At 72.3% G+C, this 26,325-nt stretch carries 23 protein-coding genes; 12 read left to right on the top strand and 11 right to left on the bottom strand.

The genetic code is table 11. The annotated features are described in order from the left end of the window. Window positions 1-48: 48 nt before the first annotated feature. The gene (locus MTDSW087_RS04365) at window positions 49-1,296 is read left to right on the top strand and encodes a glutamate carboxypeptidase (protein WP_144760607.1); all 1,248 of its coding nucleotides are present in this window, start codon (window positions 49-51) and stop codon (window positions 1,294-1,296) included. A 117-nt stretch (window positions 1,297-1,413) separates the two neighbouring features. Here the strand turns inward: MTDSW087_RS04365 and MTDSW087_RS04360 are convergent, their stop codons facing one another. Continuing rightward, window positions 1,414-2,526, bottom strand: coding sequence for a calcium:cation antiporter (locus MTDSW087_RS04360; RefSeq protein WP_144760604.1), 1,113 nt, complete (start codon window positions 2,524-2,526; stop codon window positions 1,414-1,416). A gap of 128 nt (window positions 2,527-2,654) precedes the next feature. Here MTDSW087_RS04360 and MTDSW087_RS04355 point away from each other — a divergent pair, with 128 nt between their 5' ends. The 3 genes from MTDSW087_RS04355 (at window position 2,655) to MTDSW087_RS04345 (ending at window position 5,212) form a co-directional block, all read left to right on the top strand. Next, window positions 2,655-2,912: a type II toxin-antitoxin system Phd/YefM family antitoxin gene (locus tag MTDSW087_RS04355; RefSeq protein WP_186383732.1), complete on the top strand. Its 258-nt coding sequence runs from the start codon at window positions 2,655-2,657 to the stop codon at window positions 2,910-2,912. Beyond that, entirely contained in the window at window positions 2,909-3,292 is a 384-nt protein-coding gene (locus MTDSW087_RS04350; protein WP_144760599.1) for a type II toxin-antitoxin system VapC family toxin, read from the top strand. Before MTDSW087_RS04355 ends, MTDSW087_RS04350 begins: the two co-directional genes overlap by 4 nt. A gap of 162 nt (window positions 3,293-3,454) precedes the next feature. Beyond that, entirely contained in the window at window positions 3,455-5,212 is a 1,758-nt protein-coding gene (locus MTDSW087_RS04345; protein ID WP_144760596.1) for a DEAD/DEAH box helicase, read from the top strand. A gap of 850 nt (window positions 5,213-6,062) precedes the next feature. Here MTDSW087_RS04345 and MTDSW087_RS04340 read toward each other — a convergent pair. Continuing rightward, window positions 6,063-7,007: a hypothetical protein gene (locus tag MTDSW087_RS04340; protein ID WP_238179054.1), complete on the bottom strand. Its 945-nt coding sequence runs from the start codon at window positions 7,005-7,007 to the stop codon at window positions 6,063-6,065. 280 nt (window positions 7,008-7,287) lie between these two features. Further along, window positions 7,288-8,211, bottom strand: a complete 924-nt coding sequence (locus MTDSW087_RS04335) for a DUF6925 family protein (protein ID WP_186383727.1) — start codon at window positions 8,209-8,211, stop codon at window positions 7,288-7,290. A 115-nt stretch (window positions 8,212-8,326) separates the two neighbouring features. Here MTDSW087_RS04335 and MTDSW087_RS04330 point away from each other — a divergent pair, with 115 nt between their 5' ends. The 4 genes from MTDSW087_RS04330 (at window position 8,327) to MTDSW087_RS04315 (ending at window position 12,812) form a co-directional block, all read left to right on the top strand. Then, a complete protein-coding gene (locus MTDSW087_RS04330) occupies window positions 8,327-9,730 on the top strand; it encodes an ATP-binding protein (protein ID WP_144760792.1) in 1,404 nt (467 codons plus the stop codon). Beyond that, window positions 9,727-10,401: a response regulator gene (locus MTDSW087_RS04325; protein WP_144760590.1), complete on the top strand. Its 675-nt coding sequence runs from the start codon at window positions 9,727-9,729 to the stop codon at window positions 10,399-10,401. The genes MTDSW087_RS04330 and MTDSW087_RS04325 overlap by 4 nt, the downstream gene beginning before the upstream one ends. A gap of 148 nt (window positions 10,402-10,549) precedes the next feature. Further along, on the top strand, window positions 10,550-11,230 hold the full coding sequence (locus MTDSW087_RS04320) for a TenA family protein (RefSeq protein ID WP_144760587.1): 681 nt from the start codon (window positions 10,550-10,552) through the stop codon (window positions 11,228-11,230). 112 nt (window positions 11,231-11,342) lie between these two features. After that, complete coding sequence (locus tag MTDSW087_RS04315) at window positions 11,343-12,812, top strand: amino acid permease (protein WP_144760584.1); 1,470 nt, start codon at window positions 11,343-11,345, stop codon at window positions 12,810-12,812. A 13-nt stretch (window positions 12,813-12,825) separates the two neighbouring features. On the opposite strand, the gene MTDSW087_RS04310 is transcribed toward MTDSW087_RS04315, so the two are convergent. The 4 genes from MTDSW087_RS04310 to MTDSW087_RS31175 form a co-directional block, all read right to left on the bottom strand. Continuing rightward, the gene (locus MTDSW087_RS04310) at window positions 12,826-13,722 is read right to left on the bottom strand and encodes an MBL fold metallo-hydrolase (RefSeq protein WP_144760581.1); all 897 of its coding nucleotides are present in this window, start codon (window positions 13,720-13,722) and stop codon (window positions 12,826-12,828) included. A 229-nt stretch (window positions 13,723-13,951) separates the two neighbouring features. Next, window positions 13,952-15,130, bottom strand: coding sequence for a L,D-transpeptidase family protein (locus MTDSW087_RS04305; protein ID WP_144760578.1), 1,179 nt, complete (start codon window positions 15,128-15,130; stop codon window positions 13,952-13,954). 224 nt (window positions 15,131-15,354) lie between these two features. After that, window positions 15,355-15,621 (bottom strand): hypothetical protein, encoded by a 267-nt coding sequence (locus MTDSW087_RS04300; RefSeq protein WP_186383726.1) that lies wholly within the window; start codon window positions 15,619-15,621, stop codon window positions 15,355-15,357. A gap of 101 nt (window positions 15,622-15,722) precedes the next feature. Continuing rightward, window positions 15,723-16,505: a cold-shock protein gene (locus MTDSW087_RS31175; protein WP_144760576.1), complete on the bottom strand. Its 783-nt coding sequence runs from the start codon at window positions 16,503-16,505 to the stop codon at window positions 15,723-15,725. A 350-nt stretch (window positions 16,506-16,855) separates the two neighbouring features. On the opposite strand from MTDSW087_RS31175, the gene MTDSW087_RS04290 reads away from it, so the two are divergent. The 4 genes from MTDSW087_RS04290 (at window position 16,856) to MTDSW087_RS04275 (ending at window position 20,182) form a co-directional block, all read left to right on the top strand. Beyond that, window positions 16,856-17,329, top strand: a complete 474-nt coding sequence (locus MTDSW087_RS04290; protein WP_144760573.1) for a response regulator — start codon at window positions 16,856-16,858, stop codon at window positions 17,327-17,329. 167 nt (window positions 17,330-17,496) lie between these two features. After that, window positions 17,497-18,573, top strand: a complete 1,077-nt coding sequence (locus MTDSW087_RS04285) for a Ppx/GppA phosphatase family protein (protein WP_144760570.1) — start codon at window positions 17,497-17,499, stop codon at window positions 18,571-18,573. Then, window positions 18,570-19,298, top strand: a complete 729-nt coding sequence (locus tag MTDSW087_RS04280) for an RlmE family RNA methyltransferase (RefSeq protein WP_144760567.1) — start codon at window positions 18,570-18,572, stop codon at window positions 19,296-19,298. The genes MTDSW087_RS04285 and MTDSW087_RS04280 overlap by 4 nt, the downstream gene beginning before the upstream one ends. A gap of 134 nt (window positions 19,299-19,432) precedes the next feature. Next, the gene (locus MTDSW087_RS04275) at window positions 19,433-20,182 is read left to right on the top strand and encodes a hypothetical protein (RefSeq protein WP_144760565.1); all 750 of its coding nucleotides are present in this window, start codon (window positions 19,433-19,435) and stop codon (window positions 20,180-20,182) included. Window positions 20,183-20,233: 51 nt separating this feature from the next. On the opposite strand, the gene MTDSW087_RS04270 is transcribed toward MTDSW087_RS04275, so the two are convergent. The 4 genes from MTDSW087_RS04270 to ptsP all read right to left on the bottom strand — a co-directional run bounded on the left by MTDSW087_RS04270 (window position 20,234) and on the right by ptsP (window position 26,289). After that, complete coding sequence (locus MTDSW087_RS04270; protein ID WP_144760562.1) at window positions 20,234-21,280, bottom strand: DUF4167 domain-containing protein; 1,047 nt, start codon at window positions 21,278-21,280, stop codon at window positions 20,234-20,236. Window positions 21,281-21,668: 388 nt separating this feature from the next. Then, window positions 21,669-22,586 (bottom strand): peptide chain release factor N(5)-glutamine methyltransferase, encoded by a 918-nt coding sequence (gene prmC / locus MTDSW087_RS04265; protein ID WP_144760559.1) that lies wholly within the window; start codon window positions 22,584-22,586, stop codon window positions 21,669-21,671. 245 nt (window positions 22,587-22,831) lie between these two features. Further along, window positions 22,832-23,917, bottom strand: coding sequence for a peptide chain release factor 1 (prfA, locus tag MTDSW087_RS04260; protein ID WP_144760556.1), 1,086 nt, complete (start codon window positions 23,915-23,917; stop codon window positions 22,832-22,834). Window positions 23,918-24,024: 107 nt separating this feature from the next. Continuing rightward, on the bottom strand, window positions 24,025-26,289 hold the full coding sequence (gene ptsP / locus MTDSW087_RS04255; protein WP_144760553.1) for a phosphoenolpyruvate--protein phosphotransferase: 2,265 nt from the start codon (window positions 26,287-26,289) through the stop codon (window positions 24,025-24,027). Window positions 26,290-26,325 lie beyond the last annotated feature (36 nt).

The following is a 26,325-nucleotide window of genomic DNA, read 5'->3' as shown; positions in this document are numbered from 1 at the left end:
CCCGGTCGCAGGTTCGGTGCGGCCTCGCCCGACCGAAGAGGAAGCCCGATGATCCGAAAGCTCGCCCTCGCCGCCGCGCTGGCGCTCGCGCCGCTCGCCGCCTCCGCCGAGCCCGATGCGAAGGTGCTCGCTGCCGCGAAGGCGCAGGACCGGCCGCTGCGCGAGACGCTCGCCGCCCTCGTCAACGTCGATACCGGCACCGGGCAGGTGCCTGGCCTGTCCAAGGTCGAGGCTCTGCTGCGTGAGCGCCTCGAGGCGCTCGGCGCCAGCGTCGAGACCCGGCCCGCCCCGGCCTACGGCGGCAACACCCTGATCGGCACGCTGAAGGGCTCCGGCCAGGCGAAGCTGATGCTCCTCGTGCACTACGACACGGTGTTCGGCGAGGGCGAGGCGGGCAAGCGCCCCTATACGGAGCGGGACGGGCGCGCCTACGGACCGGGCGTGGCCGATGCCAAGGCCGGCCTCGCCCTCATCCTGCACACCTTGGCCGCCCTGAAGGCCCTCGACTTCAAGGCGTACGGGCAGATCACCGTAGTCTTCAACCCGGACGAGGAGCGCGGCTCCCGCGGCTCCCGCGACGAGATCCGCAAGGTCGCGGCAGGCCAGGACGCGGTGCTCTCCTTCGAGCCGACCTTCGCCGACGAGGCCGTCGACGCGGCCACCATCGCCACCAAGGGCATCAACTACGCGAGCCTCACCGTGAAGGGCCGCTCGGCCCATGCCGGCGGCGCGCCGGAGGCGGGCCGCAACGCGGTGACCGAGCTCGCCCACCAGCTCCTGCAATTGCAGGACCTCGGCGACAAGCAGAAGGGCACGACCCTCAACTGGACGGTGGTCTCGGGCGGCACCAAGCCGAACATCATCCCCGACCTCGCCAAGGCCGAGGGCGACATGCGCTATTTCGAGCCCGGCGAATACGACCGGGTGCTCAACCAGGCCCGCAAGATCGTCGAGACCCACCGCGTGCCCGACACGCAGGTGACCTTCGAGCTGAACCAGGGCCGGCCGCCGCTGCCCGTGAACCCGGCGACGCGCCGGCTCGGCGAGCGGGCGCAGGGCATCTACCGCGAGATCGGCGGCGACCTGAAGCTCGTGGAGATCGGCGGCGGCACCGACGCGGCCTACGCCTTCCAGCCGGCGAGCCCCGACCGGCCCGCGGTGCTCGAATCCCTCGGCGTGGTCGGCGGCCGCTACCACAGCCCGGACGAGTTCGCCGTGCTCGACAGCCTGACGCCGCGTCTCTACCTCGCCACCCGCCTCGTCATGGAGCTCTCGAAGGACGGCGCGAGCCGCTGAAGCACCCCGGAGCCCGATCGAGGTCGGTCAGGACGATGGCCGCTCAGGGTGCGGTCCGTCCGACCCACCCACCTCAGGATGAGGGATTTGTCGGGATGCGCGGGGCGAGAAGATCACTCACGGGCTGAAGATCAGCACCAGATAGACGCCGAACAGGATCAGGTGCACCGCGCCCTCCAGCACCGTGGTGCGGGGGCCGGAGAAGGTGAGCGAGCTGAGGATCAGCGTGACGGCGAGCAGCGTGATGCTGGTCGGGCTGAGGCCGAGCACGACGGTCTGGCCGCTGATCAGCCCGATGGCGAGCACCGCCGGCACGGTGAGGCCGATGGTCGAGGTGGCCGCGCCCAGGCACAGGTTGATCGCCCGCTGCAGCTCGTTGCGGGCGATGGCCTTGAGCGAGGAGATGCCCTCCGGCGTGAACACGATCGCCGCGATCAGCACGCCGCCGAGCGCGGAGGGCGCGCCGAGCACCGCGATGCCGTGGTCGAGGATGGTGGCGAGGCTCTTCGAGAGCAGCACGATCGGCAGGATGTTGGCGACGAGCAGCACGATGTGCCGCACCACCACGCCGGCCGAGGCCCGGTGCTTGGCCGGCGCCTCCACGGCCTCCGTGCGCTCCGCCTCCGCCCGGGCCCGCGGATCCCTGAAGAAGTCGCTGTGGCGGCCCGTCTGGATCAGCAGGAACACGCCGTAGAGCGCCACCGTGAAGATCGAGAAGGTGATCGCCTGAAGCTTCGTCAGCGAGCCGTCGCTGGTGGAACTCGTGAAGGTCGGGATGATGAGCGCCAGGGTCGCGAGCGGGATGATCACCGCCAGGAAGGCCGAGGCGCCCTGCAGGTTGTAGCTCTGCTGATGGTGGCGCAGGCCGCCGAGGATCAGCCCGAGCCCGACCACGCCGTTCAGCACGATCATCAGCACCGCGAACATGGTGTCGCGCCCCAGCGTCGGCGCGTCCTTGGCCGAGAGCATCACGGCCGAGACCAGCGCCACCTCGATGATCACGATGGCGAGCGTCAGGATCAGCGTGCCGAAGGGCTCGCCCAGCATCTCGGCGAGTTCCTCCGCCTCGTGCACCACGCCGAAGGCTGCCCAGAGGATGACGCCGAGAAGCCACGCGAACAGCAGGCTCGCGAAGAGCGGCTGCCCGAGATCGCCGAGCCAGCCCTTCCCGAACCACGCGAAGGCGCCCACGCTCGACCACGCCACCGCCAGCCGCACCATCCCGCCCATCGCCCACTCCCGGTCCGGACCGTCAAGCTTTTGACGGCCAAGAGGTTGCGTCGCATCCGCACGCTCTTGCCGCCGATAGGCGGAATCGCCACTCTGGCCGCGGTCGAAGCGCTCGCGAGGATGCCATGCTGCGCGTATCCGTGACGGAGGCCGAGGGCCAGCTGGCGGATCTGATCCGGCGTGCGGAGGCCGGCGACGAGGTCGTGCTCACCGAACAGGGCCGGGCGGTCGCGCGCCTGTCGCCGATGGCCGTCTCCCCGGGCCGGGCATCGCGCCGGGCGTTGATCGCGGCGGTGCGGGCTTCGGCCGCCGCGAGGGCGACGGACGGGCCGGGAGCCGCGCGGAGCCAGGATTTCCTCTACGGCGGCGACGGCCTTCCGGCGTGATCGCGGTCGACACCTCGGCCCTGATGGCGATCCTCCTCGGTGAGCCGCAGGCGGATGCCTGCGCCGCGGTGCTGGAAGCCGAGTCGGACATCGTGATCTCCGCCGGAACGCTCGCCGAGGCCCTGATCGTCGCGGGCCGCAGGAACCTGCATGAGGACCTGATGCGGCTCGTCGACGGGCTCGGGCTGGAAGTCGCTCCCGTCACCGCGGACACGGCTCTCCGCGTCGGGGCGGCCTACGCGCGCTGGGGCAAGGGCGTGAGCCCGGCCGCCCTCAACTTCGGAGACTGCTTCGCCTACGTGGCGGCGCAGGAGCGGAGCTGCCCGCTGCTCTTCGTCGGCAACGATTTCGCGCGGACCGATATCGCCGGCGCCCTCTGACGATGCCGCGCGCAACCGCCCCATGCGGTCCGGGCCGTGGCCTATCCGGCGCGAACCGGCTATAGAGGCACGCTCCGCAACCCGATTCGAGACCGCCAGCCCCGCGACGCGAAGCGCGCCGTCCGCGCCCGTCCGGCCTCCCGGTCCGTGAGAGCCTGACCTTTGCCGTTTCCCATCCTGCCCGCCGCCATCGCGCGGGCGCTCGACGAGCGCGGCTATGCCGAGCCGACCCCGGTGCAGAGCGCCGTCCTGGAGGCGACGCTGGAGGTGGCCGGCACCGGCCGGGACCTCCTCGTCTCCGCCCAGACCGGCTCCGGCAAGACCGTGGCCTACGGCCTCGCCATGGCCGGCACCCTCATGGGGGAGGCCGAGGCGCTGCCCCCGCCCGGCGCGCCGCTCGCCCTGGTGATCGCGCCGACGCGTGAGCTCGCCCTGCAGGTGCAGCGCGAATTGTCCTGGCTCTACGCCCCGGCCGGCGGCCGGATCGTCTCCTGCGTGGGCGGCATGGATCCGCGCCGCGAGGCCCGGATGCTCTATGACGGCGTGCACATCGTCGTCGGCACGCCGGGGCGCCTGCGCGACCATCTGGAGCGCGGCAACCTTGTGCCGGACGCGCTGCGCGCCGTCGTTCTCGACGAGGCCGACGAGATGCTCGACCTGGGCTTCCGCGAGGACATCGAGTTCATCCTCTCGGCCACGCCCGCCGAGCGTTCGACGCTGCTGTTCTCCGCGACCCTGCCGCGGGACATCGAGGCGCTCGCCGAGCGCTACCAGCGCGACGCCCTGCGCCTCGCGATCAAGGGCGAGACCCGGGGCCATGCCGACATCGCCTACCGGGCGATCCGGGTGGTGCCGCGCGAGATCGAGCACGTGGTGCTCAACGTGCTGCGCGAGGCCGATGCGCCGACCGCGATCGTATTCTGCAACACCCGCAACGCCGTGCGCCACCTCCAGGCGAGCCTGACCGAGCGCGGCTTCTCGGTGGTCGCCCTATCGGGCGAGCTCGGCCAGGGTGAGCGCAACGCCGCGCTCCAGGCGCTCCGCGACGGGCGCGCCCGGGTCTGCGTCGCCACGGACGTCGCCGCCCGCGGCATCGACCTGCCGACGCTCAGCCTCGTCATCCATGCCGACCTGCCGCACGACGCCGAGGTGATGCAGCACCGCTCCGGCCGCACCGGCCGCGCGGGCCGCAAGGGCGTGAGCGTGCTCCTCGTGCCGAATGCCCGCCGCCGCCGGGCCGAGCAGATGCTGGCCATCGCCAAGGTGACGCCCGAATGGATGGGCCCACCCTCGGCCGACGAGATCCGCCGTCTCGACGGCGAGCGCATGCTCTCCGACCCGCTCTTCACCGAGCCGCTGGCGGAGGAGGACGTGACGCTGGCCGAGACGCTGCTGGCCGAGCGCTCGCCCGCCGATCTCGCGGCGCTCCTCGCCCGCGTCTACCGCTCCCGCCTGCCGGCGCCCGAGGACGTGACCGATCCGGGCGAGAAGCGCGGGGCGGCCACGAGCCGCGCGCCCTACGACCCGATGGATGCCGAGCGCATCGCCGCGATGGGCCCGGCGGTGTGGTTCCGGCTCAATCTCGGCCGGCGCGACAACGCCGATCCCCGCCGCCTGCTGCCGCTGCTGACCCGCCGCGGCAAGGTCGACCGCGAGATGATCGGCGCGATCCGCATCTTCGAGCGCGAGACCAAGTTCGAGATCCGCGGCGGCGCCGCCCAGGCCTTCGCCGCCGCCTTCGCGCGCAACGGTTCCCCCGAGATCCAGGTCGAGGCCCTGGTCGGCGAGGCGCCCCCGCCGCACGGACCGAAGCCGAAGAACCCCCGCGGGATGAAGCATGCCCGCCGGATCGGCGACGGGCCGAAGGAGCCCGCCAAGGGCGGCCACCGCAAGGGCAAGCCGCACCAAGCCGCCCAGTGAGGGCACGCGCGCGCCGATGAGGCGGTCGGCAGCGGGGATCGACGGTTCCGGCTGAGGCGCGGATCCCCTCTCCCAATCGGGAGAGCGACAGGGTGAAGGTCGAGAACTGTCCGGACAGGGCTCAGCACGAGCCGCATCGCCGTCGCGACCTCTCCGGAACATTCTCATCCCTCACCCTGTCCCTCTCCCGATCGGGAGAGGGGGCGCGTCGCGGGTCCGGTGAGCATCCGGAAGCGAGGATCCAGGCATCGGAGGAGAGCACACGTGCTTTCGGCCCCGCGCGCTGGTGCGCCGGGGGCATGGCCCAAAGTCGGGGTGACGCGGGACGCCGCGAAGCCCGAAGACGCAACGTTGCACAAAGCCGGCTCCCCGGCGTCCCGCGGATGAGAGCCGGATCGCCCGGCCGATCATCCGATTTTGCGTCCGGTGTCCGTCACGCGAGGTCGCGCGCTGGCGCTAAGACAGTCCCGAGGTCAGAGCCCTCGGCGCTTCCGAGCGAGCCTTCGTCGCACGCCATCCCGTAGTGGATGGCGCCGCAGCTTCCCTCCGCACCGCCCAGGTCCAGGGCCGAAGCCCACAAGGTCGGGCCCGGGGCATTTCCTCCCCGGGCAAGTCGCCCAGCCCGAGCCGGGGGTCGTGGCGCGTCCTCGCGCCCGGGGCTGCCGCAGCCGACGGCAGACGCAGGCACCGGCCTGTCGCACGCTGTCCCGGCGGCTGACCGGGGCGGCGCCCCGAGGCATCTCACGACGCGTCGCGGCAGGCCCCGGCAAATGAGCACAAAACAGGAACATTGTCAAGCGCGCGAGACATGCGATCCCGCGCGATCGCGCATCTTCTCGGACGCGTGTCCTCAGAACTTGTCGGGCAGGCTCTTCACCGCGTCGCCGAGGGCCTCGACGCCGGCGCCGATCTTGCGGCCGGTGGCGGAGAGGGTCGGCATCCGGATGCCGAACACCTCGGTCTCGTCGGATTCCTCCGGCGCCGTGGCGGCGGCGACTGCCGTCGGCGCTGCCGCGGGCTTGCGGGCCTGGACGGGCTTCGCCTTCGGTTTCGCGTCCGGCTTCTCGCCGCGCGCGGCGGGCTTTGCCTCCGGCGCGGCCGTCTGCTCCACCGCGGGGGCCGCCGCCTCCGGCTTGACCGGATCCGCTTTGGGCAGGTCCGGCTTGGGCAGGTCCGCCTTGGGCAGCTCCGGCTTGGCCGCGTGCTCCGGCGGCAGGGCGGCGAAGGTGGTGCTGGCGGTCCGGGCTCGCATGGTCTCGGCGGCCCGCGCGGGCAGCACCGCCGCGGTGCGGCTCGGCGGGAGGGTGCTGGCCTGCCGGACGGGGCCGATCACCGGCGCGTTCTCGATGGGCGGCGCGGGCCGCGCCGCCGCCTGAGCGGGCGTGGAGACCTGGGGGGCGGCGGCTTGAATTGGAGCGGCTTGGGGCACGGAGATCTGGGCAGCCGCGGCAGGCTTGATCTCGGCGGGCTTGAGGTCTGCCGTTCCACGGGCGAGCGGCTCGGGGACGGCGGCCAGCGCCGCAGGGGGCTCCGCCGCGGGCGGCTCGGCCGGGGGCAGGGAGAATCGCGCCTGCGCGGTTCCCGTGGAGCTCGGGGTCCCGGCGAGCGACGGCAGCCCGTCCTTCAGGTCCGGCCAATCGGCCGCCTTGAGCCGGCTCGCCACCGCGGAGACGGGCTTCGGGGCGACGAGGCTCGACATCAGGCTGGTGGCCCCGGCGAAGGCGCCGAGCCCGGCGAGGCCGAGGCCCGCGACGAGCGCGATCCGGCCGACGCCGCCCTTCGCGGGTGCGGCCATGGGGGCATCCCCGGGCGCGGCCCTGCGGGGCTGGCGGGTCTCTGACGGATCGAGGACGAGGTCGTTCATGGACGGGGACTCCGACGCGACGCCGATCGAAACGGCCGCTCCCCCGAACCCGGCCGACGGCCTCTGTTGTTCGAGGCGGATCGTACCGAAGATTTCATCGCGGATAATGCGGCACAAAGATGTCGGCCGGCAGGTTCCGCGACGGTTCGGGCGGGATCGACATCCTCGCCGAGCTATCCGTGCCAGTGTCCCTGTCGTAGCGGTCGCAGCATTAAGAATCGGTGACTGATGCTGCGGGCGCCTCTCCTTGCTGAGCCGCCTCGGGATACGCCCCGCAGGCGGCCTGGATCGCGGCGACCCGCTCGGCGCCCCGGCTCCGGCGGTCGGGCGGGCGGCCGGGGCGCGGGCCGAGGCCGAGCCGGTGCCGCTTCCAGGCGAGGAGGTCGGGATCTCCCCAGCGCTCCAGCAGGGCCTGGAAGCCCGCATGGTGCCGGGCCTCGAAGGGCCGCGGGCGCCCGAGCGCGTCGCGCAGCGGATGGGCGGGATGGATATGGGCGACGGGCACGAGCCCCGGCGGGATCGGCGCGGTCGCGGCGTGGCTGCGCCCGAGCCGCAGCACCGCTTCCGGCGCATAGGCGCGCGGCCCCGGCGGTGCGCCGAGGGCCTCGACCTCGATGCGCCCGAGGGAGCCGGCGAAGACGAGGCCGAGCCGGCCGGCCCGCAAGTCCGCGAGGATGCCTTCGTCGAGCGCGACCGGCCCGCCGGCCCGCCGTATCCGGGCCAGCACCTCGGGCGCGTCGCTGCGCAGGCAGACATCCACCTGTGCGAGGCCGAGGCCGAGATCGAACAGGATCCGGCCCGAGGCCTCCGGGCGCAGGGCCGCCCGGTCGGGCCCGAGCTCGGTGCAGGTCCGGCGGGCGGGCCCGCGCAGGGAATCGGCCGGCAGGCACAGGGCGACCGCGTGGCTCCAGCCGCCGGGCAGCGCGGTTTCGTAGGCCACCGGCACGAGATCGGGACGGAGGCCGAGGGCGATGCCGCCGCGCCGCGTCGCGAGGCCGAGCCGGCCGTCGCGCAGCGGCTCGGCCGGCTCGTCGGGCCGGCGCCGGAACTCGGCCGCAGCGCCGAAGGTGCCGAGGCTCCAGCCCGTCTCCGGGTCGGCGAGGGCGGAGCTGACGAGGTCGCGCAGCGGCTGCATCGGCCCCTGGCTACGCACAGGCCAGCGGGGCGGCAAGGGCGGCGCGCCCTGGACTCGCGGGGCCGCCTCGATCATCCCTCAGCGGGTGAACGCCCATCCGCCGACCGTCGCGCCGATGCCCGAGGTGCCGCCCGTGCCGCGCCGCCTCATGCCCTGGGCGGGCTGGTCGACGCGCCAGCGCCTGATCGCGGCGGTGATCGCCATCGACCTGCTCGCCGCCCTGGTCTCCTGCGCCGTGATCGTGCTCAACGCGCGCAATGCGGTGAAGGTCGAGACCCGGGCCTCGCTGGCCACCGTCGAATCGCTCGTGGCCGACACGATCCGGCTCGCCGAGGGCGCCTCGCCCGACGCCCTGCTCCAGACCCTCGACCTGCGCTTCCAGGCGCTGCGCCATGTCCGCGTCAGCGTGGTCGACGAGGACGGCGACGTGATCGCCGCGCCCTCCGGCCGGCCCCGGACCGAGCGCTCGGCGCCGGCCTGGTTCGCCGAGCTGATCGCGCCGCCGATCCAGCAGCACACGCTGCCCCTCGTCGTCGGCGGCCACACGATCGGGCAGGCCCGCATCACCACGCAGCCGATGGACGAGATCGACGAGATCTGGACCTACGCCCGGGCGCTCTCGATCACCACCCTCTGCATCAACCTCGCGATGCTGGCCGCCCTCTGGCTCGTGCTCGGCCGGGTGCTGGCGCCGCTCGCCGAACTCGCCGAGGGCCTGACCCAGCTCGAGCGGCACGACTACACCGCCCGCCTGACGCCCCCGGATACGCGGGAACTGGCGGTGATCGCTGCCCGCTTCAACAAGGTGGCGGAGGCGCTCGGCGAGGCGCGCGCCGCCAATGCCCGCCTCAACCGGCAATTGCTCACCGCCCAGGACGACGAGGGGCGCCGCATCGCCCTTGAGCTGCACGACGAGTTCGGCCCCTGCCTGTTCGCGCTCGAGGCCAACGCCGCCTCGATCGCCCGCATCGCGGCGGGCGAGGCCGAGCCCGACCGGACCAAGCTCGCCACGCGGGCCTCCGACATCGCGGCGATCGTCGGCCAGGTCCAGGGCCGCAACCGCGACCTGCTCAACCGCCTGCGCCCGCACGGGCTCGGGCAGGTGCCGCTCGCCGATTGCCTGAACCTGCTGCTGCGCGACTTCGCCCGGCGGCACCCCGCTACGCAGTTCTCCGCCGATATCGAGGGCCTCGCGCGGGGCTACGGCGACCTCGTCGATCTCACCGTGTTCCGCTGCGTGCAGGAGAGCATGACCAACGCCGTGCGCCACGGTGCCGCATCCGCGGTGCGCATCCACTTGCGCGAGACGGACGGGGCGCTCCACCTCTCGGTGCGCGACGACGGCACCGGGCTCGATCCCGGGCACGGCACCGGGCTCGGTCTCTCGGGGATGCGCGAGCGGGTCGGCGCCCTCGATGGAAGCTTTGCCCTTGACAATGCCGGGCCGGGCGCTGTTGTCCGGATCAGCATCCCGGTTTCCGAGGGATCCGAGGACGCCAGCACGGTCGCAGCGCCATGAACGCCATCGCCACCAAGTCCGGGATCGCCGGCACGCGTCTTCCGGTCCTCGTCATCGACGACCACCCGATCGTGCTGCAGGGCTGTCGCCGCGTGCTGGAGGATGCCGGCGTCGAGACGGTGGCCGAGGCGACCACCGTGGTCGGCGGCTACCGCATCTTCCACCGGCTGCGCCCGCCGATCGTGATCTGCGACCTCACCTTCCAGGGCAGCGGGCTCGCCGGCCTCGGCCTGATCCGCCGCATGCGCGCGGTGGCGCCGGAGACGCGCATCCTCGTCTTCAGCATGCACAACGACCCCGTGATCGTCTCGCGGGCGCTGGAGGCGGGGGCGCTCGGCTACGTGCTGAAGGACCACGCCTCGGCCGAGCTCTACGAGGCCTTCGAACGGGTGCGCGCGGGCGAGGTCTATCTCGACCGGCGCCTCGCCACCGAGGTGGCGATGCTGCGCAGCGACGCGCGCCGCACCCCCGAGACCCAGCTCACCCCCCGCGAGCAGCAGATCCTGTCGCGGCTCGCCCAGGGCAAGTCCTACGGCGCCATCGCGGCCGACCTCTCGGTGAGCTACAAGACGGTGACCAACGCCTGCTCGCAGATGCGCCAGAAGCTCGGCGTGCGCACGCTGGCCGAACTCATCCACGTTGCGGTGACGCAGGCGCAGCGGCAGGGGTGAGGAGCGGAAGACGCGGCTCCGGATCCTGCTCGAAGGACACATTCGGGCCCTGCCAACGCTGCTCCCGTCCTCGACCTCATCCTGAGGCGTCGGAGCGAGGCTCGTTGGCCCGGGGCGCTTCAGGATGAGGTCGAGGACGGATGCGGCGATGAGCGACGATGTCGAGAAGCGGTTCTCGGGCGACGCCTGGGCGGCCAACGCGGATCTCTACGAGACCATCCGCACCATGCCCTTCAACGCGGGGCTCGCCGCCGGCACGCTGAGCGCCGCGCGCTTCCGCCACTACATCGTGCAGGACGCGCATTACCTCGTCGGCTTCGGCCGGGCGCTCGGGCTCGCCGCGGCCAAGGCGCCGGATCCGGACGGGATCGTGCTCTTCGCCCGCGCCGCCGAGGAGGCTGTGGTGGTCGAGCGCGCCCTCCATGAGGGTTTCTTCCGCAATTACGGCATCGGGCCGGAGACCTTCGCCGCCACGCCCCTGTCGCCGGCCTGCGACCACTATCTGAGCTATCTCCTCGCCACGGCTTATGCCGAGCCCTACGAGGTCGTGGTCGCCGCGCTGCTGCCCTGCTTCTGGGTCTACCGCGAGGTCGGCCGCGACATCCTCGGCCGCGCCGCCCCGGACAACCCCTACCGCGCCTGGATCGACACCTATGGCGGCGAGGATTTCGCGGCGGCCGTCGACCGGGTGATCGCGGCGACGGATGCGGCCGCGGCGGGGGCCTCGCCAACGCTCGTGGCGCGCATGCACCGGGCCTTCACCCATGCCACGCGCCTCGAATGGATGTTCTGGGACGGCGCGTGGCGCGAGGCCGGCTGGCCGGTCTGATCCGCCGGCCGGGGCGTTGGGAAAATTCTCGCGCGGCGCCCCTGGCGCGGAGAACCTCTACCCCTAGCTTTGCCCGGACGAAGACGGTTTCGTGACACGGTCGGGGACGGGCATGGCGGCAGGGGCCGGGAGCGCGCTGCTCCGCACGAAATCGCTGGAGCGGCTCAACGCCGATGCCGAGGCCGGCGAGCACACGCTCCAGCGCACCCTCGGCCCCTGGAGCCTGATCGGGCTCGGCATCGGCGCGGTGATCGGCGCCGGCCTGTTCTCCCTCACCGGCATCGCCGCCGCCCAGCATGCGGGGCCCGCCGTCGTCATCTCCTTCGCCATCGCGGCGCTCGGCTGCTGCTTCGCCGGCATGTGCTACAGCGAGCTCGCCGGCATGATCCCGGTGGCGGGCTCGGCCTATACCTACGCCTACGCCACGATGGGCGAGTTCGTGGCCTGGATCATCGGCTGGGACCTCGTGCTCGAATACGCGGTCGGCGCGGCCACCGTCTCGGTGAGCTGGTCGCAATACGTGGTGCGCTTCCTGCACCAGTTCGGCATCGACCTGCCGGCGCGGCTCGTGCACTCGCCCTTCGAGACCTACACGCTGGCCGACGGCAGCACGGGCACCGGCCTCGTCAACCTGCCGGCCATCGTCATCATCGTCGCCGCCTCCTGGCTCCTGATGATCGGCATCCGCGAATCGGCCCGGGTCAACGCGATCGTGGTGGCGATCAAGCTCGCGGTCGTCGCGGTCGTGATCGGGCTCGGCGCCTTCTACGTGAAGGCACAGAACTACGTGCCCTTCATCCCCGAGAATACCGGCACCTTCGGCGAGTACGGCTGGAGCGGCATCATGCGCGCGGCGGGCGTGGTCTTCTTCGCCTATATCGGCTTCGACGCGGTCTCCACCGCGGCGCAGGAGGCCAAGAACCCCCAGCGCAACATGATGATCGGCATCCTCGGCTCGCTCGCCATCTGCACGGTCATCTACATCCTCTTCGCCGGCGTGCTCACCGGCCTCGTCCACTACGACGCCATGCGCGGCGACGGCGCGCCGGTGAACACCGCGATCGGCCAGACGCCCTTCCCCTGGCTGAAATCGCTGGTGACGCTCGGCGTCATCGCCGGCTTCTCCACCGTGATCCTGGTGCTGCTGCTCGGCCAGAGCCGGGTGTTCTTCACCATGTCGCAGGACCGGCTGCTGCCCGGCCTGTTCTCGCGGGTGCATCCGACCTGGAAGACGCCCTACCGCTCGAACCTGTTCTTCATGGTCTTCACCGGCGCGCTCGGCGGCTTCCTGCCGATCACCCAGCTCGGCCACATGACGAGCATCGGCACGCTGCTGGCCTTCGTGCTGGTCTGCCTGGGCGTGATCATCCTGCGCCGGACCCATCCCGACGCGCCGCGGGCCTATCGCGCGCCGCTGGTGCCGCTGGTGCCGATCCTCGGCATCCTCACCTGCACGGCGATGATGGTCTCCCTCGACGGCGAGACCTGGCTGCGCCTCGTGATCTGGCTCGCCATCGGCATGGCGATCTATTTCGGCTGGAGCCGCCGCCACAGCCGCGTCGGCCGCGAGCAGGGGGCGTGAGACCTCAAACCGATCAGGCGAACCGGGCGACCACCCGGGGGCGGGGGGTGCCCACCGTGCCGACATCGATCAGCGCGCGCTCGCGGGCGATGAAGGCGGTGGGCATCTCGGCCTGCATCTCGGCCTCGGCCGCGCGCAGCACCGCATCGGTATGGGCCGGGTGCAGGTGGATGATCGCCAGCGCCTTCACGCCGGCGGCGTGGGCGAGCTCGACGCCCTTCTGCCAGGTGGAATGGCCCCAGCCGCGGCAGGCGGGATACTCGCAATCCGTGAACATGCCGTCGTAGACGAGGAGGTCGGCGCCCGCGACGAAGTCCATCAGCTCCGGGCTCGGCCAGGGATCGGTGTGCTCGACGTCGCTGATCACGCAGAGCCGTTTGCCGCCATGGTCGAAGCGATAGCCCACCGAGCCCTGCGGATGGTTGAGGAGCACCGTGTCGACGCGGATCCCGTCCGGGAAGGTCAGGCTCTCGCCGGCCTTGAAGCCGTGATGCTGCAGGCGGCAGGGCAGGATGTCGAGGGTAACCGGGAACAGGGGCGGCGCGTAGAGACGCTCGAGGGCCGCCGCGGCGGACTCGCCGTCGAGGTTTCCGCAATAGGTGTTGATGGTGCGCTCCGCGTCGAACACCGCCGGCTTGAAGAAGGGCAGCCCGCCGACATGGTCGAGATGGAGATGGCTGAACAGGAGATCGATCTCCTTGGGCAGGTCCGTCCGGTGATGCTGGCCGCAATTGAACAGGCCCGAGCCCGCGTCGATCAGGAACAGGCGCTGGCCGCAGCGGACCTCCAGGCACGGGGTGCAGCCGCCGAACTCGGCGTAATCGGGGCCGCAGACCGGCGTGGAGCCGCGCACACCCCAGAAACGCAGGGTCAGGGCATTATCCGAGGCAGGACTGTTCAATAGGGTCATCGGATCGTCAATCAGGCATCCGTCCCGGCCATCCATGGATCAGGACGCTTTCATCAGGCCGGCGTCAATGCGCCCGGGCCGGCCACGGGGAGCGGGCGGACACTCCGCCACTCTGTGATGTGCAATTAGGTGGTGGGGCCACCTTGCATGCGATGTGCGTGCCCGCACACGGTCTCCGGCCACGCTGGCGTTTTCCCGGGTATCGTGGCTTCGCCGCGGCGCGGGCATCTCAGAGCCCCTCCGCGGCCGCGAGGAGGCCCGGCGCGGACGCGGTCCGGCCCCGCTTCGCCAGCTCGGCCGCGACGAGGCGCGGCAGGCTGTCGGCATAGGCGGCGGCCCAGCCGAAGCGGTCCGGCGCACGAGCGTAGGTGGGGACGAAGCCGGCCACCCGCCAGTCCGCCATCGGCATGCCTGGCGCGAGGAAGGCGGTCCAGACCGCCTCCGGGATCGGGGCCGGGCGGCGATGGCCGGCGATCACCACCACCTCCTGGCCGGCATAGGCCAGCGCCTCCGGCCGGCTGATCTCGCCCACCGGCACGCCCTTGGTGATCAGCGAGGCCCAGAAGGCGTGCTGGCCGCCATCCGAATAGGTGGTGCGCACGGCCGGCGAGCCGTCCTCGACGAGGCCGGCGATGCGCGCCTCCTCGGCCGCCCGGCGGGTGGTCGCGGCCGCCTCCTTCACCGGGTCCTTCGAGGGGGCGAAGACGTAGCGCCCGCCCGTGACCGAGACCTGCAACTCCTCGCCCGTCGCCTCGAACCGGTCCGAGCCCTCCTTGAGCTGGCGCCAGAAGGCGTAGTTCGGGTCGGCCCGGTGCCGGGCCATGTTCTCGGCGCTCATCCGGAACGGGTAGGACTGGAACTGGAAGGCGGCCTGGCCGCCGTTCAAGGCGTCGCGGGCGATGGCGTAGAGCTCGCCGGCCGCGCGGTCGGTCATGGCGAAGCAGCCCATGGAGGAGCAGACGCCGTGCACCATCACCGCCGAGCCGGTGCCGCCATGCGCCCGGTCGAAGGCGTTCGGATAGCCGATGTCGAAGGACAGGTAGTAGCGCGAGTTCGGGTTCATCTGGCGCTTGGGGACGGCGTAGAACCCTTCCGGCGTCTGTCGGTCGCCGTTCGCGCGCTTGGGGCCGAGCTGGCCGGACCAGCGGCAGATCGGGAAGGTCTTGATGTGGACGTAGCCGGCCGGGCCCCGCTTCCAGACCTCGATCTCCGATTCCTTCTTGTAGGCGCGGAACAGGACCGGGCTCGCCGCGCCGGTGCCCTTGGCCGTCATCTGCGCAAGCGTCGCCGCCGGGATCGGCGCCTCCGCCTTGGCGTTCTGGGCGCGGGCGGGCGCTATGGCGAGCAGCAGCAGCAGGCCGGCGCAGGCGGGGGCGCCTCTCAGAGGAGATACTGGCCGCATCGCCATCTGGAGCGCTTCCAGCCCGTACCGGGACGCATGCGCGCTCGCCGAAGCGGCGGCCGTCTCGGCAGAGGGCGCTCTGGAGGGTGGCGGCATGAAGAGCCCGCGAGAGTGGAACCACGACGCGCGTCGCGGTGCCCGCGCGTCGTCGGGCGGGCACGGGATCCGATTCATACCCGGCAATGCGGCGGAGGTTAGGCTCCCATCCGAGGCTTGTGCGGGGCTGACCGTCAGCGCGGCAGCGCCCAGCGCTCCGCGCGGCCGGAGCCCCGCATCTGGCGCGCGGCCTCGGCGGCGCTGGGCGGCAGGTCGGGGCCCGTCCTGCCCGCAGCCGTCGCAGAACCCGGGCCGGGCGCGGCCCTGCGGCTCTCGCCGCCGCGGCCGAAGGCGTAGCCGGCATTGAGCCCGGCATAGAAGCCGGTGAAATCCTCGGCCCGGGCCGGCACGGCCGCCAGGAGCGCGAGGCTCAGCAGGGACGCGGTCGCGACGGGGTGCATGGGGCGGAAGCCTCGAAACGGGAACGGCGGCCCGGGTGCCCGGACCGCCGTTCGATGTCGCTGGAGAAACGCGGCGGAAGCGAGGCCGCCGCGGCTCCCGATCAGTCGTGGACCGTGATGCTCTGGGCCTCGCGGCCCTTCTGGCCCTCGACCACGCCGAGCGTGACCTGCTGGCCCTCGGCCAGCGAGTCGAGGCCCGCGCGGGACAGAGCGGAGCGGTGCACGAACACGTCCTTGCCGCCGTCGTTGACGGAGACGAAGCCGAAGCCCTTGGCCGGGTCGTACCACTTCACGGTGCCGCTCATCTCGACCGACGGGCCGGAGGCGAAGCGGCCACCGCCGCCGCCACCGCCGAAGCGGTCGCCGCCGCCGAAGCGATCGCCACCACCGCCGAAGCGGTCGCCGCCACCACCGAAGCGATCACCGCCGCCGCCGAAGCGGGGACGCATCTCGCGACGCGGAGGAGCGGCCTCGGCCGTGGAGGTGTCGACGCTGGTCACGTTGGTGACCTGCGGACCCTTCTGGCCCTGGGCGGTCTGGACCGTCAGCCGGGTGCCCGGCTGAAGGTCGTCATGGCCCGCGGCCTCGACGGCGCGGATGTGGAGGAAGGCATCGCCCGAGCCGTCACCGAGCTCGACGAAACCGAAGCCCTTCTCCTTGTTGAACCACTTCACCGTGGCATCACGCTCCGGGCCCGAGGGCGCAACCGGCGCGCGCGCCGAACGGTCGAAACCGCCGCCGCCCCCACCGAAGCCACCGCCGCCGCCGAAGCGGTCGCCGCCACCACCGTACCCGCTCGGCGGGGCCTGATCCGGCCACCGCGGCTCGCCTGCATCATCGAAGCCGCGCTTCTGCGGCCCCCTGAAATCACGACCACGTCCCATAGAAAGCTCGCAAAAACCGTCCGCCGCCCACGTCTCGAATACCGCGTGCGCGCCATCTCGGGACAGCCCACGCTCCGCACTCTCGCATCACTCCCGGTCGCGGTAACCAAGAACAACGCCTCAGTCCTGACGCAATACCGCTTTGACTGCAAGGACCTTGTGGCGTTCCGGGCACGGGGCGATTAAAATTCCGTCAGCACTTTAGAGCCGAACTGGGCTGGAAGCCGGGCCTCCGGCGGGTCCCCCCACCCGTTCCTGCGCTCTGCGCGAGCGCGTTAGCGAAGTGCAAACAGTGGCTTGCTAGGCTTTCCCCGCCTGCCACGCCGCCGAGACGACGCCGCCGCGCCCCGATGATCGCGACCCCGACATTCCCGGACCTTTCGGCCCTCATCGTGGACGAGAGCCTCTACATCCGCCGAATCGTGCGCGACATGCTCATGCGCGTCGGCATCAAGCGCATCCTGGAGGCGCCGGACGGGGCCGAGGCGCTCGGCGTCCTCGCCGAGAGCAAGCCGGACATCAGCATCATCGACTGGGACCTCGCCATCCTCTCGGGCGAGGAGTTCATCCGCCTCGCCCGCACCCCGACGACCTCGCCCTGCCCGACGATCCCCATCATTCTCATGCTGGCCCAGCCCCGCCGCAACGTGGTCGACCGGGCGATCTCGCTCGGCGTCAACGAGATCATCGCAAAGCCCTTCTCGCCCAAGACTCTGTGGTCGCGCCTCGACGAGGTGATCAACCGGCCCCGTCCCTACGGGCAGGTGAAGAGCCTGCTGCGCCCGACGCCCCGCGCCGCGAGCCTCGGCAAGGCGATCGCCTGATACCGGCCGCTGGCGGAGCGCCGCCGCGCCGTCCGGATCCGCCCGGGCAGCGGCGTTCCATCCCCATATCCGCCGTTTGCAGTTCGCGGCCGACCCTGTAGGTTCAACCCTGAATGGATGGCCGGGCGCCCGAACCCCGGTCCGAGTGAGAGAGTTCGACTGCGCCGATGAGGGACGAGAGCGCCTTTGCCGCGCCGGCCCGCCCCGCAGCCGGTGCAGAGGGCCTGCGCGAGCGGGCGGCGGGCCGCGACGGCCGGCGCAACGTCTACGCGGCGCTGGATCTCGGCACCAACAATTGCCGCCTGCTCGTCGCCGAGCCGACGGGGGCCGGCTTCCGCGTGGTGGACGCCTTCTCGCGGATCGTGCGGCTCGGCGAGGGGCTCGGCAGCTCCGACCGGCTCAGCGAGGCGGCGATCGAGCGCACCGTCGAGGCGCTGCGGGTCTGCCGCGCCAAGATGCAGGCCCGCGGCGTGCGCCGGGCCAAGATCATCGCCACCGAGGCCTGCCGCCTCGCGGTGAACGGCGCCGCCTTCGTCGAGCGGGTGCGCGAGGAGGTCGGCCTCGACCTCGAGATCGTGGACCGGCAGACCGAGGCCTATCTCGCGGTCACGGGCTGCGCGGCGCTCGCCGACCCGCGCGCCGAATCGGTGGTGATCTTCGACATCGGCGGCGGCTCCACCGAGATCGCCTGGCTCGACGGTGCGGCGGCCAACCCCTCCGCCGACCCGACCCGGCGGATCCGGGCCTGGGATTCGCTGCCCGTCGGCGTGGTGACGCTGGCCGAGCGCCACGGTGGCAGCGAGGTCACGCGGCTCTCCTTCGAGGGCATGGTGGAGGAGGTGGTCGACAAGCTCGCCGCCTTCGCCCTGCGCGCGGCCCCGGCCGCCACCGCGCCGCATTTCCACCTGCTCGGCACCTCCGGCACCGTCACCACCATCGCGGCGATGCATCTGCGCCTCGTGCGCTACGAACGGCGCCGGGTCGATGGCCTGTGGATGAGCGATGCCGAGGTCGAGAGCGCCATCGGCGACCTCCTCGACACGCGGCTCGAGCAGCGGGCCGACAACCCCTGCATCGGCCGCGACCGGGCCGACCTCGTGCTCGCGGGCTGCGCCATCCTGGAGGCGATCCGCCGGGCCTTCCCGTCCGACCGCCTGCGCATCGCCGACCGCGGCCTGCGCGAGGGCCTTCTGATGAACATGATGCGTGAGGACGGCGTCTGGCGCCGCGGGGGCTGGCGGTGAGCGATCGACGCGGCGGCTCGAATTCCACCGGCGGCGTGCGGGCCGACCTGAAGCAGCGGGTGAAGACCGCCCGCGGGCGCACCGTCTCGCAGAAGCGCTGGCTGGAGCGCCAGCTCAACGACCCCTACGTGGCCCGGGCCAAGCGCGAGGGCTATCGCTCGCGCGCGGCCTACAAGCTCATCGAGATCGACGAGCGCTGCAAGCTCCTGAAGCCGGGCCAGCGCATCGTGGATCTTGGCGCGGCCCCCGGCGGCTGGTCGCAGGTGGCCGCCCGCACGGTCGGGCCGGAGGGCCGCATCGTCGGCATCGACCTCCTCGAGATCGAGCCGATGGCCGGCGTCGAGTTCATCACCCTCGACTTCCTCGATCCCGCGGCGCCCGCCCGGCTGACCGAGATGCTTGGCGGGCCGGCCGACCTCGTGATGTCCGACATGGCCGCCAACGCCACCGGCCACAAGAAGACCGACCACCTGCGCATCATCGGGCTCGCCGAGACCGCGGCCGAGTTCGCCCGCGAGGTGCTCGCGCCCGGCGGCGCCTACCTCGCCAAGGTGCTGCAGGGCGGCACCGAGGGCGCGCTCCTCACCGACCTCAAGCGCGATTTCGCGACCGTGCGGCACATCAAGCCGCCGGCGAGCCGGGCCGACTCGAGCGAGCTCTACGTGCTCGCCACCGGCTATCGCGGCCCGGCCGGCCGCGCCGTGGCGGAATCCGACGAAGACTGAAGGTCCGGGATCCCGAAGGGATCATCCCTTTGGCGGGGGGCCGGGGCGGAGCCCTGGCCTGAAGCCCCAGGGCTCTGCCCTGGACCCGCCAAAGGCCTGAGGCCTTTGGAAACCCGGAACCCGACGACACGTCCGTGCTCCTCGACCTCGCCCTCTATCTCGTCACGCCCGCGCCCTGGCGGCACCGCCGCCTCGGCTACGTGCGCGAGAGCATCCTGCTGACGAGCCGCGCCCGGCGCTGCCGCCGGGCCTGGGCGCCCCATTGCGCGGCGGCGCGGACCGCGATGCTTGCGGCCGCCGCGGACCTGCCCCGGCGCGAGAGCGTGATAGTGCTCGGCTCCGGCGGCCTCGCCGACGTGCCGCTCGCCGAACTCGCGGCCCGGTTCCGCAGCGTGGTCCTCGCCGACGCGGTGCATCCGCTCGGCGCCCGCCTCGCGGCGCGGCGCCACGGAAACGTCCGTCTCGTCACCGTGGACCTCGTCGCGGAGGCGGTCGCCGCGCTCTGCGGCCCGGCCGACCTCACGATCTCGGCGAACCTCCTCTCGCAGCTGCCGATCGTTCCGCTCGACCGCTGCGAGGCGCGCGGCTCGGCCGTACCGGAGGGGCTCGGCGGCCAGATCGTCTCCGCCCATCTCGCCGCCCTCGACGCGCTGCCCGGCCGGGTCTGCCTGATCACCGATACCGACCAGCGCGAGGAGGACCGGGCGGGCCGGATCACCGACACGCTCGACCTGCTGCACGGGGTGCGCCTGCCCGCGCCGTTCCGCGCCTGGGAGTGGGAAATCGCGCCCTTCGGCGAGGCCGCGGCGAACCGGCGGCTGATCCACCGCGTCCGCGCCTATCCGGACTGGGCGGCGGCGCGGCGGGCAGTGGACCGGGCATGAAAAAGCCGCCCCGGGAGGCTCCCGGGGCGGCTCGTGATCCTTGGGAGGCCGTTACTCCGCCGAGGAGGCGGTGTCGGCGGTTGCCTTCTCGCCGCCCTCACCCTCGGGGCCCTCGTAGCGCGGGCGGCGGCGGCGGCGCGGCTTCGGCGCGGGTGCCTCCTCCGCGGCCTCGGCCGGCGGCGGGGCCGGCTCGGCCGGGGCGGCGGGCTCCGGCGCGGGGGCCGGGCGCGGCGGCGTCATCAGGAAGGCGGGAAGGCCGGCAGGAGCCTCCTCGACGGGCTGGCGCTCCTCGCGGCGGCGCTCGCGGCGGAAGCCGCTCTCTCGCTCCTGGCGCGGCTGCTCGGCCCGCTCCTGACGGTCCGGGCGCTCGGCGCGCTCCTGCCGCTCGACACGATCCTGGCGTTCGGGGCGATCTTGCCGCTCAGCGCGATCTTGCCGCTCGACGCGGTCTTGGCGCTCGACGCGATCCTGGCGCTCCGGCCGGTCGCCGCGGTCCTGCCGGTCCTGCCGGGGGTAGTCGCCCCGCTCCTGGCGGTTGTCGGAGCGGTAATCCTGGCGCGGCTGGTAGTCCTGCCGGCCCTCGAACCGGTCCTGCCGGTTCTCCTGGCGGCCGTCCTGACGATTGTCCTGGCGCCCCTGGTTGTCGAAGCGCGGGCGGTCGTTCCGGTTCTGGAAGCGGTCGCGCCGGTCGTTGCGGCGGCCGTCCTGCGGCTCGCCGCGGTTCTCGTAGGGCTGCGGCTGCTGGCCGGGATCGTACTCGTCGCCGTAGGCGCCGTAGCCCTGGCCGTTCTGGCCGGGACCCTGACCCTCGTCCTCGCCGTCCTCGAGCTCGTCCTCGAAGGGCTGGCGGGCATAGCCGGCACCTGGCTGCGGCCGGTTCTGGTCCTGGGCGCTCGAAATGATGCGGAAATAGTGCTCGCCGTGCTGGAAGTAGTTCTCGGCGGCGACAGGATCGCCAGCCGCCAGCGCGTCGCGCGCGAGCTGGGCGTACTTGTCGGCGATATGCTGAGCAGTGCCGCGGATCTTAACGTCGGGGCCGTTGGATTCGTACGAACGGGTTAGCGGGTTGGGTCCCTTCGGCCGGTTGCGGCCGCGCATCCGTCGATTCTGGTTTGGTCTCATCGGTCTCAGATGACCCTCGTTCACGCGAAAGGCGTCTGGTCTGCGGCATCGGCCGGTCGAGCCTGGTCCCGGCCCGGCTTGCTCCGGCGGCCCGGTCCGGCAGCTCGCGCCGCGACGATCCGGGCACTGCGCCTACCTGTCGGTTGCCTGTCTCGATCGCCCGGGCCCGTTGCCGGCGTCGCAACACCGCTCGATTGTCAGGTTCGAGTGGCACCGGACCTCTGCACGGGGTCGATCACGTGCTTGTCCGGTGGTGTAGAGATCGGCGAACAGCTCGGCGGAATGTACGCCGACGATCCTACGGACGTCCGTCTTAACGAAACGTTCGCGATCTGCAAGCCGACTTTAACTGCGATCGCCAAACTCAACAAGCATTTTTCCCAGTCCCCTGCGAATGGACGGCCGGGCCGCGCTCGCTCACGTCCTGAGCCAGGATCGTGACGCGTTCATGGCCGGCCAGGTCGCGCACGACTTCGTGCAGGGCGAAACCCGCTTCCGGGCCAAGTCTTCGCAGATCCCCGGCCTGATCGAAACCGATCTCGAACAGCACCGGCGCGCCGGGCGCGAGATGCGGCCCGAGCCCGGCCAGGATCCGGCGATAGGCGTCGAGGCCGTCGGCGCCGCCATCGAGGGCGGCGGCCGGATCGTGCTCCCGGACCTCGCGGGCGAGAGCCGGGATCACCCCGCTCGCGATGTAAGGTGGGTTCGACACAACCAGATCGAAAGGGGGGCCGGACAGCCCATCGCACCAATCGCCCGCCAGGAAGGCGGCGCGGTCGCCGACGCCGTTCCGCCGCGCGTTCTCCCGCGCGGTGCGCAGCGCCCCCTCGGAGCGGTCGATGCCGAGGCCGAAGGCGGCGGGGCGCTCGCTCAGCAGCGCCACCAGGATGCAGCCGCTGCCGGTGCCGAGGTCGAGGATGCGCGCCGGGGCCGCCTTGTCCGGCAGCAGGCGCAGGGCGGCCTCCACCAGGGTCTCGGTGTCCGGGCGCGGCACCAGGGTCTCGGGCGAGAGGCGGAACGGCAGGCCCCAGAACTCCCAGGCGCCGAGGATGCGCGCCACCGGCTCGCCCGCCCGGCGCCGGTCGAGCGCCCTGGCGAGGCGGTCCGCGCCCGCCTCGCCGACCGCCTTTTCGCCCCCGCCGACGAGGTCGAAGGGCTCGAGAGCGAGCAGGTCCAGCAGGAGGAAGCGCGCCTCGCCCGCGGCATTGTCGATGCCGGCGGCCTGGAGGGCTTCGGTGAGGTGGCGCAAGGCCGCGCGGCGGGATGTGGTGGGCTCCAGCATGCGCCGCTCCGCGGAGGAGGGTGGCCCAGCTTCCGGATGCGCGCAGGAACCGTGACGCGCCCCCTCTCCCGTTCGGGAGAGGGCTGGGGTGAGGGTCGAGAACTCTACGGAGTGGGCGCGACGGTGCGGCGGCTCATAGAGAGTCTCATCCGGGCCGTTCTCGACCCTCACCCTGTCCCTCTCCCGCTCGGGAGAGGGGACCCGCGCCTCGTTCGGCAGCGTCGCACCTCGCTCCCGATCCCCGCTCACGCCATCCCCTCGGCGGCCAGCAGCTCCGCCTGGTGCTCGGTCACCAGGGCATCGACGAGGTCGTCGAGGGCCGGGCCGGCGAGCACCTCCTCCAGCTTGTACAGCGTCAGGTTGATGCGGTGGTCGGTGACGCGCCCCTGCGGGAAGTTGTAGGTGCGGATGCGCTCCGAGCGGTCGCCGGAGCCGACCTGCGCCTTGCGGTCGGCGGCGCGGGCGGAATCCTTGGCCGAGCGCTCGGCGTCGTAGAGCTTGGACCGGAGCAGCGCCATGGCGCGGGCCCGGTTCTTGTGCTGCGAGCGCTCCTCCTGGACGAAGACTACGATCCCGGAGGGCATGTGCGTGATGCGGATGGCCGATTCCGTCTTGTTGACGTGCTGGCCGCCCGCGCCCTGTGCCCGCATGGTGTCGATCTTCAGGTCGGCCTCGTTGACCGCGATGTCGACCTCCTCGGCCTCGGGCAGCACCGCGACGGTGGCGGCGGAAGTGTGGATGCGCCCCTGCGTCTCGGTCTCGGGCACGCGCTGGACGCGGTGCGCCCCGCTCTCGAACTTGAGGCGCGCGAACACGCCGCGGCCCTTCACCTCGGCCACCACCTCGCGGTAGCCGCCCATCGTGCCCTCGCTCTCCGAGATCACCTCGACGCGCCAGCCCTTCGACTCGGCATATTTGGCGTACATCCGGAACAGGTCGCCCGCGAAGAGCGCCGCCTCGTCGCCGCCGGTGCCGGCGCGGACCTCGAGGATCGCGCTCTTCTCGTCGGCCGCGTCCTTGGGCAGGAGTATGAGCTGGAGCTCGCGATGGGCCTTGAGCAGGGCACCTTCCGCCTCCGGCTTCTCCTCGGCGGCGAGCGCCCGCATCTCGGCGTCGGAGCCCGGCTCGTCGATCATCGCCTCGATGCCGGCGAGGTTGGCCGCTGCCGCCCGGTAGGCGTGGATCGCGGCGACCACGGGGTCGAGGTCGGAGAGCTCGCGGGAGAGCTGCACCACGCTCTCGGAATCGACGGTGCCGGCGGCGAGCGTCGCGGTCACGATGTCGTGGCGCGTCAGGATCGCGTCGAGGCGCTCGGGAGGTATCGGGATCATCGCCGTGCTGTGTTCCGAGAGGTGTTCCGGCGCAAGGGCTTCGCCGCATGCCGCCCCTGTGCGGTCGGCGCTCCTCTTCGGCGCGGGAGCGCGTCGAACCAGGGGCTCTAGATGGGGACGCCGCGCGCCTTCGCGAAGGCCGCCAGCGCCGGGCGCAGGCTGTCGCCGTCGTGCATCCGCGCCATCTCGGTGTCGATCAGCTCGGCGACCGCCGCGGCCTCGATGGAGAGCACCATCGCCTTCACCGGGCCGATCGCGGCCGGCGACATCGAGAAGTTGCGGAAGCCCAGGCCGACCAGGGCCATCGCGTCGAGCGGGCGGCCGCCGATCTCGCCGCAGACCGTGACCGGGCAATTGGCCGCCGCGCCCCGCTCGGCGATCAGCCGGAAGGCGCGCATCGCGGCCACGGAGAGCGGGTCGAAGCGGTCGGCCACGCGCCGGTTCTCGCGGTCGACCGCGAACAGGAACTGCATCAGGTCGTTCGAGCCGACCGAGAGGAAGTCCGCCTCGCGGGCGATCTCGTCGATCTGGAACAGGAGCGAGGGCACCTCGACCATGGCGCCGAGCTGGCAATCCACCGGCAGGGTGTAGCCGTGGCGGCGCAGATGCGCCTTCTCGCGGTCGACGATGGCCCGCGCCCGCACGAACTCGTCGACCGTGGCGACCATGGGGAACATGATCTTGAGCGGGTGCCCGTCCGAGGCCTTGAGCAGGGCGCGCAGCTGCACGCGCAGGAGCGCCGGCCGGTCGAGCCCGATCCGGATCGCCCGCCAGCCCAGGGCCGGGTTCTCCTCCTCGAGCTTGGGCATGTAGGGCAGGATCTTGTCGCCGCCGATGTCGAGCGTCCGGATGGTGACGGGCTTGTCGCCGGAGGCGGTGAGCACGGCGCGGTAGAGCGCCTGCTGCTCGGCCGCCGACGGCATGCGCTGCGCCACCATGAACTGCAATTCGGTGCGGAACAGGCCGACGCCCTCCGCCCCCGTCTCGACGAGATGGCCGAGATCGACGAGGAGCCCCGCATTGAGGTGGAGGCCGATGCGCACCCCGTCCCGGGTGATCGCCGGCACGTCGCGCAGCGCCCGGTACTGCTCCTGCCGGCGGGCGCGCAGGCGCACCATCTCGGCATAGGAGGCCTCGACCTCGGGGCCGGGGCGGACATGCACCTCGCCCCCCACGCCGTCCACGATGATGGCGTCGCCGGAATCGCAGAGCGCGGCCGCGTTCTCGATCTCGCTCACCGCCGGGATGCCGAGCGCCCGGGCGACGATGGCGACGTGGCTCGTCGGCCCGCCTTCCTCCAGCACGAGGCCGCGCAGGCGGCCCGGCTCGTAGTCGAGCAGCGCGGCCGGGCCCATCGAGCGGGCGACGAGGATCGCGTTCTCGGGCAGCATCCCGGGCAGGCCCACGGCCTCGTGGCCGACGAGCTCGCGCATCACGCGGTTGGCGAGGTCGTCGAGGTCGTGCAGGCGGTCGCGCAGATAGGGGTCGCTCTGGCGCACCATCCGGGCGCGGTTGTCGGACTGAACCCGCTCCACCGCGGCCTCGGCGGTGAGGCCCGAGCCCACCGCCTCGCGCATCCGGCGCAGCCAGCCCTTGTCGTGGGCGAACATGCGCACGGTCTCCAGCACCTCGCGGGACTCGGCCGTGCCCATCTTGTCGCCGCGCTCGACCAGGGCGTCGATGGCCGAGCGCACGTTCTCGATCGCCGTCTCCAGCCGCGTCATCTCGCGCTCGCTGTTCTCGGCGATCAGCGTCTTCACGACGATGCGCGGCTCGTGCAGCACCACGTAGCCGAGGCCGATCCCCTCGGCGAGCACGGTGCCGCGCACGCTGATGGCGCGCCGCGCCGCGGTGCCGGCATCGGGGGCGAGGCCCTGCAGCTCGCCCGAGGCGATCATCTCCGAGAGCACCATCGCGGTGGTCTGGAGCGCCTCGATCTCCTCCTCGGAATAGACCCGGTAGGTCTTGTTCTGGACGGTGAGCACGCCGAGCGTGTTGCCGGCCCGCAGCAGCGGCACGCCGAGGAAGGCGTGGAAGGCCTCTTCCCCCGTCTCCGGACGGTAGGAGAAGGCCGGGTGCTGCTGCGCGTCGGAGAGGGCCAAAGGCTCGGCCGTCTTGGCGATCAGGCCGACGAGGCCCTCGTCCGCGCGCATGCGGGTGAGGTGGACCGCCTCGCGGTTCAGGCCTTCGGTGGCGAACAGCTCGAGGACGTTGTCGTCGCGCAGCACGTAGACCGAGCAGACCTCGGCGACGACGTTGGCCGCGATCAGGACGACGATGCGGTCGAGGCGCGCCTGGGGGCTGACCGGCTCCGCCATCGCTTCGCGAAGGCGGCGCAGCAGCAGGCGCGGGCCTCCGGGCGCAGCGGGCATGGTCTCGTCATTCCAGCGTCAGGGGCCGGTGCGGCG

It is taken from the genome of Methylobacterium dankookense, assembly GCF_902141855.1.
GTDB lineage: Bacteria > Pseudomonadota > Alphaproteobacteria > Rhizobiales > Beijerinckiaceae > Methylobacterium > Methylobacterium dankookense.
The sequence above is the reverse complement of the archived record's forward strand: the minus strand, read 5'-3'. Positions and strand labels throughout refer to the sequence as shown.

Coding starts and splice junctions, on each gene's coding strand:
- MTDSW087_RS04330 (WP_144760792.1), top strand. CDS start 8,327: ATGCCCGAGGTGCCGCCCGTGCCGCGCCGCCTCATGCCCTGGGCGGGC.
- prmC (WP_144760559.1), bottom strand. CDS start 22,586: ATGCTGGAGCCCACCACATCCCGCCGCGCGGCCTTGCGCCACCTCACC.
- MTDSW087_RS04340 (WP_238179054.1), bottom strand. CDS start 7,007: ATGGCCGCACCCGCGAAGGGCGGCGTCGGCCGGATCGCGCTCGTCGCG.
- MTDSW087_RS04290 (WP_144760573.1), top strand. CDS start 16,856: ATGATCGCGACCCCGACATTCCCGGACCTTTCGGCCCTCATCGTGGAC.
- MTDSW087_RS04300 (WP_186383726.1), bottom strand. CDS start 15,621: ATGCACCCCGTCGCGACCGCGTCCCTGCTGAGCCTCGCGCTCCTGGCG.
- ptsP (WP_144760553.1), bottom strand. CDS start 26,289: ATGCCCGCTGCGCCCGGAGGCCCGCGCCTGCTGCTGCGCCGCCTTCGC.
- MTDSW087_RS04270 (WP_144760562.1), bottom strand. CDS start 21,280: ATGCGCGGCCGCAACCGGCCGAAGGGACCCAACCCGCTAACCCGTTCG.
- MTDSW087_RS04325 (WP_144760590.1), top strand. CDS start 9,727: ATGAACGCCATCGCCACCAAGTCCGGGATCGCCGGCACGCGTCTTCCG.
- MTDSW087_RS04305 (WP_144760578.1), bottom strand. CDS start 15,130: ATGGCGATGCGGCCAGTATCTCCTCTGAGAGGCGCCCCCGCCTGCGCC.
- MTDSW087_RS04285 (WP_144760570.1), top strand. CDS start 17,497: ATGAGGGACGAGAGCGCCTTTGCCGCGCCGGCCCGCCCCGCAGCCGGT.
- MTDSW087_RS04365 (WP_144760607.1), top strand. CDS start 49: ATGATCCGAAAGCTCGCCCTCGCCGCCGCGCTGGCGCTCGCGCCGCTC.
- MTDSW087_RS04335 (WP_186383727.1), bottom strand. CDS start 8,211: ATGCAGCCGCTGCGCGACCTCGTCAGCTCCGCCCTCGCCGACCCGGAG.
- MTDSW087_RS04320 (WP_144760587.1), top strand. CDS start 10,550: ATGAGCGACGATGTCGAGAAGCGGTTCTCGGGCGACGCCTGGGCGGCC.
- MTDSW087_RS04310 (WP_144760581.1), bottom strand. CDS start 13,722: ATGACCCTATTGAACAGTCCTGCCTCGGATAATGCCCTGACCCTGCGT.
- MTDSW087_RS04360 (WP_144760604.1), bottom strand. CDS start 2,526: ATGGGCGGGATGGTGCGGCTGGCGGTGGCGTGGTCGAGCGTGGGCGCC.
- prfA (WP_144760556.1), bottom strand. CDS start 23,917: ATGATCCCGATACCTCCCGAGCGCCTCGACGCGATCCTGACGCGCCAC.
- MTDSW087_RS31175 (WP_144760576.1), bottom strand. CDS start 16,505: ATGGGACGTGGTCGTGATTTCAGGGGGCCGCAGAAGCGCGGCTTCGAT.
- MTDSW087_RS04315 (WP_144760584.1), top strand. CDS start 11,343: ATGGCGGCAGGGGCCGGGAGCGCGCTGCTCCGCACGAAATCGCTGGAG.